Origin of the sequence: Neisseria oralis (assembly GCF_045062685.1) — a bacterium.
Taxonomy (GTDB): domain Bacteria; phylum Pseudomonadota; class Gammaproteobacteria; order Burkholderiales; family Neisseriaceae; genus Neisseria; species Neisseria oralis.
On the sequence record NZ_JBJGEB010000059.1, the window covers coordinates 1 to 271 of the forward strand.

The 271-nt window shown below is 52.4% G+C and carries 1 protein-coding gene; it reads right to left on the bottom strand.

Annotated features, from left to right (window positions below):
* The coding region (locus tag ACI43T_RS12075) for a rod shape-determining protein (protein WP_405387359.1) at positions 1-271 on the bottom strand (271 nt) is incomplete at both ends.

Sequence of the window (271 nt, forward strand, 5' to 3'; positions counted from 1 at the left end):
TGTCAGCATAATACCGCGGTCGGCGATGTCGCCGGCCAGTTCGGGCGGAGCCTGTTCCAAAGCCAGACGAACGGCACGGATGATTTGATTTACCGTTTCACTCAATGCTTCACGGATCTCATTTGAAGTAACCGCCAAGGATTTAGGCGTACCTTCGGCCAGGTCGCGGCCTTTAATGCGCATGGCTGTTTCGGTTTCAAAACCAGAGGCCGAGCCGATTTGTTTCTTTAATTCTTCTGCCGTAGCTTCACCAATCAAGACACCGCGATGA